The sequence below is a fragment of the Candidatus Sysuiplasma acidicola genome, assembly GCA_019721035.1.
GTDB classification, from domain to species: Archaea; Thermoplasmatota; Thermoplasmata; order Sysuiplasmatales; family Sysuiplasmataceae; genus Sysuiplasma; species Sysuiplasma acidicola.
Window position 1 is genome coordinate 1 of the sequence record JAHEAA010000033.1, and the last position, 1,229, is coordinate 1,229.

Sequence of the window (1,229 nt, forward strand, 5' to 3'; positions counted from 1 at the left end):
TAGATATGCTGGACCGCTACCATGATTCCCTGTTCAACTACACAGCCTTTCCAAGGCAGTACTGGAGAAGGCTGCGCACCACGAACATGCTCGAGCGCATCAACCTGGAGCTGAAGAGGAGAACCCGGAAAGTCGGTGCCTTTACAGGAGAGCAGTCGCTACTGCGACTGACGGTGTCCATATTGATGGACATAAACGAAGAGTGGCTGACAGGTGCGCGCCGAGGATGATGTATGACTAACCAGTGTGAGTCTGGTATCGGAAATTACCGGTACATCCGATCAGTGACTGTGTGCATGCGCTGCAGCAATGCAGGGTGTGAAGCCATGCAGTCGCAAATACGCAGGCCGCAGCGAAAGCGAACGAGTATCAGCGCCGTTAGCCACGATTGGGAAGGCCGAATCCATTCCTGTCGGATTAAGGCTGCTATTCCCCCATCAGACAACCGGTTGATGGGGGAACTTCCCCGGCGTCTTGTCGGTGGCATGCGTGGAAAGCCGTACATAGTAAATCGGGAGGTCGCATGATGTCCTTCCCGAACCGTGAGGACAGCATAAAGCGCCCTGTTGAGGGCCTGTCCCGCTGCAAGGGGGCAAAGGTAGCCAGTTCTATAAGCGCAAGCAAAAGGAGCGGCAATGCATCATGCGAAGTCAGAGGGGGCCGTAGTACCGATGACGGTAAGGACAGCATAACCTTATCAGAGGAAAGGGTCCTTGCTGCACACAAGACTGTTCAGGATGGGGGAGAACTCCATTCTGCCGTTTCAATGCACGGCGGTACGAGGATAAGAAGGCTCGAACCGTTCCTGGACAGCCTTTACCAGTGTGCGAAGGCAGACAGACAGAGGGTATTCCACTCGCTGCACGACAAGCTCTGCAGCATGGAAATACTGGAAGAGGCATGGAGAAGAGTTGCATCAAACAATGGAGTAGCAGGCATAGACAGCGAAACAATCGGTGACATCAGAAACGCAGGTGCCGAACAGTATCTGTCGACACTGCAACAGGAACTCATTGACGAAACATACACCGTGGAATGTGTGCGCAGGGTATACATTCCAAAACCGAACGGCAAACAGAGGCCGCTTGGCATACCGACGGTCAGGGACCGCATCGTCCAGCAGGCAGTTAAACTGTTAATCGAACCAATATTCGAGGCGGACTTTCAGGAGTTCAGCTACGGATACAGACCCAACAAATCGGCACAGCAGGCATCTCAGGAAGTATACA

General features: G+C 53.4%; 2 protein-coding genes. Both read left to right on the plus strand.

Features of this window, described 5'->3' with window-relative positions; all coding sequences use genetic code 11:
- Window positions 1–230 (plus strand): transposase (locus KIS30_09940; GenBank protein MBX8647055.1); only part of this gene is annotated, 230 nt, incomplete at its 5' end.
- A 293-nt stretch (window positions 231–523) separates the two neighbouring features.
- A partial coding sequence (locus tag KIS30_09945; protein MBX8647056.1) for a hypothetical protein occupies window positions 524–1,229 on the plus strand: 706 nt, incomplete at its 3' end.